This is a genomic window from Microcoleus sp. N9_A1 (assembly GCF_036701795.1).
Lineage (GTDB): Bacteria > Cyanobacteriota > Cyanobacteriia > Cyanobacteriales > Microcoleaceae > Microcoleus.
Map to the genome: position 1 here is coordinate 48,551 of NZ_JAUBRI010000053.1, position 6,205 is coordinate 54,755.

At 45.6% G+C, this 6,205-nt stretch carries 3 protein-coding genes and 1 pseudogene; 1 reads left to right on the forward strand and 3 read right to left on the reverse strand.

What is annotated here, in order from left to right; genetic code table 11:
* Positions 1 to 99: 99 nt before the first annotated feature.
* A pseudogene (locus QUA58_RS31625) lies at positions 100 to 229 on the reverse strand (IS701 family transposase); the annotation flags it as partial.
* Positions 230 to 1,044: 815 nt separating this feature from the next.
* Between QUA58_RS31625 and QUA58_RS22125 the strand changes: the two are divergent.
* A complete protein-coding gene (locus QUA58_RS22125) occupies positions 1,045 to 1,887 on the forward strand; it encodes a hypothetical protein (protein ID WP_333255963.1) in 843 nt (280 codons plus the stop codon).
* A 307-nt stretch (positions 1,888 to 2,194) separates the two neighbouring features.
* On the opposite strand, the gene QUA58_RS22130 is transcribed toward QUA58_RS22125, so the two are convergent.
* Both QUA58_RS22130 and QUA58_RS22135 read right to left on the reverse strand, forming a co-directional pair.
* Entirely contained in the window at positions 2,195 to 3,628 is a 1,434-nt protein-coding gene (locus QUA58_RS22130; RefSeq protein ID WP_333255964.1) for a hypothetical protein, read from the reverse strand.
* Between the two features lie 812 nt (positions 3,629 to 4,440).
* The gene (locus tag QUA58_RS22135; protein ID WP_333255966.1) at positions 4,441 to 5,970 is read right to left on the reverse strand and encodes a YifB family Mg chelatase-like AAA ATPase; all 1,530 of its coding nucleotides are present in this window, start codon (positions 5,968 to 5,970) and stop codon (positions 4,441 to 4,443) included.
* Positions 5,971 to 6,205 lie beyond the last annotated feature (235 nt).

Here is a 6,205-nt window from a genome sequence, read left to right on the forward strand (position 1 = left end):
TCTCTTGATGGATGAGAAAAAACTTTCCTTGATTACTAAAAACTTAATTGTGGTTATTTAACCGGACTTAAACAAATTTCAAGCACAAACTTTCTTTATAAATAGATGGCTAGTAACTGTTACTACTCCCATCTCTTTTCCCCCCATTTCTCTGATGTATTGCCTTCCCACTCCTGCCGTAAAGTTGCCACTTTTAAGAGTGCCATGAATCATCTATAGCCATCCTAAATCATTTGTGAATTTATTACCAGAAAAAATTGGTTTAAAGCCTCTCCCTTAAAGCAATAGTCCGGACAGTTTTCAATCACTAACGGCAGAATGCGGGTTTCAGCCTTCTCAGTGAGGTCAAATGCTAACGGTAGAATGAGGGTTTCAGCCTCGGCCTCAAAAACTGTCCGGAGTATTGTTAAAGGCGAGAAATTAAAAGAAGACGATTCATTACTTCAATTTTCTTCTTTCTAGGTAGAGGTCGCACTCATCTGTCATCTGTCAACTGTCAACTGTCAACTGTCAACTGAATCCCTCCCCTTGATAAGGCGAGGGTTGGGGTGGGCTCAAAAATTTACGACTCATTAAAGATTGCTATATAGCAATCCTCGCATCATTTGTGAATTTCTTACTCCCTCAGAGCGGGTTCGGAGAGGGTTGGGGTGGGCTCAAAAATTTACGACTCATTAAAGATTGCTATATGCTTGCACAGCAAGCATTATAAATAACTTATTTAGCCGATATTCTTTGTTGAAGTCCGGCTAATTCTATTCCTTTGGGGACTGGGGCAATCACTCTGGGGGTAGAGCCTGGTTAATACCTTAACCAGTTAGATTGGATACAAATGAAGGAAAAACCAAAAGTTCTCGAAACTCCCTAAGCAGAAAGCTGTTAAGCATTTAAACTGGGCATTAGCCAAACACCCAACGCTTACACTTGAATCTTGACAGTAAATCGAAATAAGTGATTTAAATGCTCAACAGCTTAGCTCAAGTTTTCAAACCAGAGCATCTCCTACAGACAAATATTTTTTGAAGAGTTGTGGCGAAGATAATTATGAATCCTAACGAAGAAAATAGCTCTAGCCGTGAAATTCATCAAGAAGTTCACACCGATGCAACTAACGGTCACGTCAGTACAACGCGAACCACTACAAATGTTCCGAGTACAACGGCGAAGGCTTCTAAAGAAGCAGCTCATCACCAAGGTTATGTACAGGGTGAAATTGCCGAAAACCACCGCCAAGTTGGAGTCCAAGAAGTCCGTGATAATCAGAATGCTGGTCGCGGGTTACTGTTAGGGATTCTTCTTGCTTCTTTGACAGGCTTAGTTCTGGGCAGTGTATATTACTTCAATCGGGCAGAGGAGGCTCCTACTCCTACTGCTGCTCCTGTGATTGTTGTACCGAAAGCGAATCAGCCTTCAGCAGCACCAGCTCCGACGAGGACTATAGAGAGAGAAAAAACGATCATTCAAAAGATTGTTCCGGTTCCGGTTCAACCAAGTCCAGCTCAAAACGCAACTCCGGCTCCTCAACCAAGTCCAGCTCAACAGGCAAATCCGGCTCCTCAAGCAAGTCCGGCTCCCAATATCAATATTACAATTCCAAATTCACAGCAGCAAGATGCACCCGCTCAGGAAGCAGCGCCGTCTCCATCTTCGTCGTCAAATAATACTAATACTACGATTCCGACTCCGCAGAATGAGCCAGCTTCCACTCCGCCAACTATAGCACCTGAGAGTTCCGCTACTCCATCTTCAACTCAAGATGAGGGCGCTCCTGGAGCAGGTACGAGCGGCGAAACTAATAGGGAAAGCCAGAGCGATTCTAATCCTACGGATACGGCTGTACCTGATAGCAACTCCGGCGCAGAGGGTGCGGCTGGTTCACCGCAATAGAAGTTGGATGTCGAATTAGTCTAGTCCGCCAGGGGTTCAAACCCCTGACTCATAGCTGAAGTCCTTTAAAGAGGACTTTTTTTTATGGTTTAAACTGAGATCTTGCACCATTGTCAATAAGCCTGCTATGGGCGGGATCTCCTGCCCAACCCCTACTCGCCACAAGAAAACTCATTCTTTGTGGAAGAGGCCCGAAAGCCTGTTAAGCGAGAATGGTGCAACATCTCAGACTAACCGGACATTGTGGCTGAACTCAAGAAACCTGGTTTCTGCGATGGAAAACGTTTTAAGATTGTGCCAACCTATCCTAAGAAACAGTTTGGTGAACTAATTTAACTTTCCCTAAAGCCTTCTTCCTGCTGTCAAAGAGTTTCATCACGCCGGAGGAGATGGTCTCGATGACATCGGGAGCGCAGTAAGAGAGAAACTCTTCCGAGGAAATATGACCGGCAAAAAACTCTTGAGCTTTCTTCAAAAAGTTTTCGGTTTCAGAAAAGCCGATAGATTTGATAATAAACGTAGCTACGGGAGAGTTTTTAATATCATAGGGAGATTCTTGATTTCGTCCTATTGCTAACAAATTTAAAACCTCTTTTTCCAACTGAGTTTCTAATGGGTAGGCGATCTGTTTGTTGGGCAAGTAATCCTCCAAAACCGAGGTTTTAAATCCTGGTGCGCGCAATTCTCCCATCATCGTTGAAAGCGGAATATCGCGTCCCAAACGGTAGGAAAGAGCTTCTAAAATGGCGATGGTAATTAGCTTGACCCCCAGATAAAGTTTAGCAACTTCGATATTTTTGCGAGTTCGGGCAATCAGGTTAGCGTAGGTTTCATCGTCCGGCTCTTGCATAAACTGCTGAAAAACCAGTTCTGGTTTGAGGAAGTTTAAAAATCCTTCCATTTTTTGCAGAGATCTGCGATATCCGGCAACAGTATAGGAATTAACATTGCTCAATTCGTGGTTGGTTTCTGGCATCAAATTCCAGGTATTGTCTAAGAAATTAGAGGGATTTCGAGAGGCAAAATTCTCGACATCTCTATTTGCTAACCTGACAGCACGCTTGACAATTTCTACAATTTCTGCATGGCTCCATGCCAAGTTAAAATCGCGGTTCGCACTTACCAAACGCTCGTGCAAAAGTTCGATCGCGCTCAAACCGCTGGGCGAAACGGGACGAAAAGGGATAGTAGCTTCGATGCAAGCTGTTATCTCAGCGATCGTACTAGCTGGCAAAAAAGGCTCCAAAGATTTGGCAGCAATAACGGCACTCAAAAATTCGTTTTGGCCGCCAAACGGAGAGAGAGTCTTGCCGGAAATAAACCCAAATACTGAGGCCACTAGCTGATACATGGCATCGTCGGGCAGTTCGGTTTCATCTCTAATAACTAGCTGATACATGGCATCGTCGGGCAGTTCGGTTTCATCTCTAATAACTAACTGAGATCGCACCTCTTTGACAAAAGGGCAAAGGGCGCTGCTAATATTGAAACTCACGCCGTGATCGACTTGCACGTACACGAGGTCGTGAAACAGGGCAGCCAGCACCTCGATCGGATCGACTGACCCCCCGACCTCAAAAATGTGTTCCGACGTGTGAAAGTAGCGCCAAGGCCCTCTCATCGTTTGAATGATTAGCTCAGCTATCTGCTCCAGCTTGGGAATGTCTACTCGACCTCCCAATTGCTCGATCGAGCTTACCAAGCAATCTAAGCACCGTTTTTGTTCTGCCAAAAGCTCCATTTACACACCTCCAGTGCATTCCCTGATTGTCTTGCGCTTGATTGCATGGTATCAAAACGCGCTGCGATCGTGCCATGATTTGTTACTCAAAAATTTTAAATTTTAGGGTGAAACAGCGAGATGGGGCCAGGGAAAGAGGAAGAGAGGGGAAGAGAGAGGGAGAGCGAGGGAGAGGGAGAGCGAGAAATTAAATATTAAAAATTCGGCCGTTGTGGAGATTCGGGTAACTTGGGCGATCGGTATCATAAATTACAGTAAAAATGACAAAAAGTGGGTAAAAACTTGATGAATTTTTGATGAAATTATGAGGAATTTTTGACAAAAGCTGTGGGTGGGTGGCATTGACACCAGCTTCAAACTGCGGTGGTATAAATACTGCGTGTGGCCTCAGAATAAGATTCGTAGACGTGCTGATAAACCTCTTGATATTTGCACTGATACACTTCAGTTGATTAGCTTTCGGGCAGTTGGTCTAAAGCTTCCGCGATCGCCACTTTAACTGCTGCCTTGGTTTGCTGTCGCTTCCCCCAATCTAACACTAACAGAACTTACGCAACTGTCACAAGTGATACCCTGGCACCATGCAGCACAAAATCAGACAATAAACAGGGGAACATCGGGGCATTTCAGTGGCTGAATTAAATAATTGGACAACATGAATCGAGCTTAAATACCCCCTTAATCCCTTAGTCCCTCTCTGCTGGGACTTCGTATGTTTAGAAGCGATTTAAATCGCCGAATCAACTGTTAGAGCCCCAAATTCTTTAAGAAGTCGGGGATCGGGGTATTGTGTCTTTTGAGCCGTTGCTGACTTACTGCATCCGATCGATCGTCCGATACTGCACCGCCTCCCCCACATGATTTGTTTTCAAGCTTTCATCCCCCGACAAATCAGCAATAGTTCTAGCAACCTTCAAAATTCGATCGCTAGCCCGCGCCGAAAGCCCCAACTTCCGAATCGCCATCTCCAATAAATTCCGAGAAGCATCATCCAACTGACACCATCTGTTAATGTGACTGCTTTGCATTTCCGCATTGCACCTCAAGCTAGTTTCCGACTTAAAACGGTTAGTTGCGAGATCCCGTGCCCGCTGAACCCTCACCCGCACCGGTTCCGACTCCTCCCCCGTCGGCTGTCGCGTAATCTCCTCCGGTTTCAAACGATTCACCGCCACTTGCAAATCAATCCGATCCATCAAAGGCCCCGAAAGTTTTGCCCAATATTGCTCCCTCTTTTGCGGCGAACAAGTACACTGTTGGATTGAATCGCCGTAATAACCGCAAGCGCAAGGATTCGTACTTGCAACTAAAGTGAATTGAGCCGGAAACATCACCGATTGTCTAGTCCGAGAAATCGTCACATAACCATCTTCCAGCGGTTGTCGCAAAAACTCCAAAACATCTCTTTTAAACTCCGTTAATTCATCCAAAAAAAGAATGCCACGATGTGCTAAAGAAATTTCACCCGGACGCGGAAAACTGCCGCCACCTACCAAAGACGGCCCCGATGCTGAATGGTGAGGACTGCGAAAAGGTCGATCGCCCACCAAGCTTCCCTTATCCTTCAACAACCCAGCCACCGAATGAATTTGAGTCACATCCAAAGCTTCTTCAAAAGTCAGCGGCGGCAAAATACCCGGCAAACGCCTCGCTAACATAGTTTTACCGCTTCCAGGCGGCCCCACAAAAATTAAATTGTGTCCCCCCGCCGCCGCAATTTCCAAAGCCCGCCGCGCGTGAATTTGCCCCTTTACATCCTTTAAATCTAAACCCGGAAACCGCGTTTTTGCTAACTGTTCTCGACCGTTTACTTCTACAGGCGAATACACATTAGGATTGTTTAAAAAATCAGTAACTGCAAAAATATTCTCAAAACCATAAACAGATATTCCGTGCACCAAAGCCGCTTCCTGCGCGTTACCAGCCGGTACAACCAAGCCCGAAATACCCATTTTTTGAGCAGCAGCGGCGATCGGCAAAACCCCAGCCACAGCCCGCAAACTCCCATCTAAAGAGAGTTCCCCTAAAAACAAATGATCTCCCAAAAGTTCAGCGCTGACTTGTTCCGATGCTGCTAAAATGCCAATGGCGATCGGCAAATCAAAACTCGGCCCCTCCTTTCGCAAATCCGCCGGAGTCAAATTAATCACAATACTCCGCATCGGAAAAGCATAGCCCGAATTTTTCAGCGTAGCCCTAACCCTTTCCTTAGCTTCTTGCACCGCAGAATCTGGCAATCCCACAACCACAATTTTCGGTAGCCCCCCCGACACATCAGCCTCAACACCCACCTTTACCGCGTCAATTCCAACGATCGATGCACTCCAAACCCTAGCAAGCATTTTTCTTAATCCTTAATTTGCCTGTCCTTGATTCATCATCTATTATGATTAACAATGACTAATGAATATCGGAAGAGGCAAGAAAAACTTTTCCTTGCCTCTTCTTTTTCTCCTCTTCCCTCTCTCCTGCTGGGTCTTCCCTCTTCCCGACATCCGTTACATCCGTTACATCCGTTACATCCGTTACATCCGTTACATCCGTTACATCCGTTACATCCGTTACATCCGTTACATC

Bases quoted from the DNA above. Each gene is read 5' to 3' on its own strand.
- QUA58_RS22125 (WP_333255963.1), top strand. From the start codon at position 1,045: ATGAATCCTAACGAAGAAAATAGCTCTAGCCGTGAAATTCATCAAGAA.
- QUA58_RS22130 (WP_333255964.1), bottom strand. From the start codon at position 3,628: ATGGAGCTTTTGGCAGAACAAAAACGGTGCTTAGATTGCTTGGTAAGC.
- QUA58_RS22135 (WP_333255966.1), bottom strand. From the start codon at position 5,970: ATGCTTGCTAGGGTTTGGAGTGCATCGATCGTTGGAATTGACGCGGTA.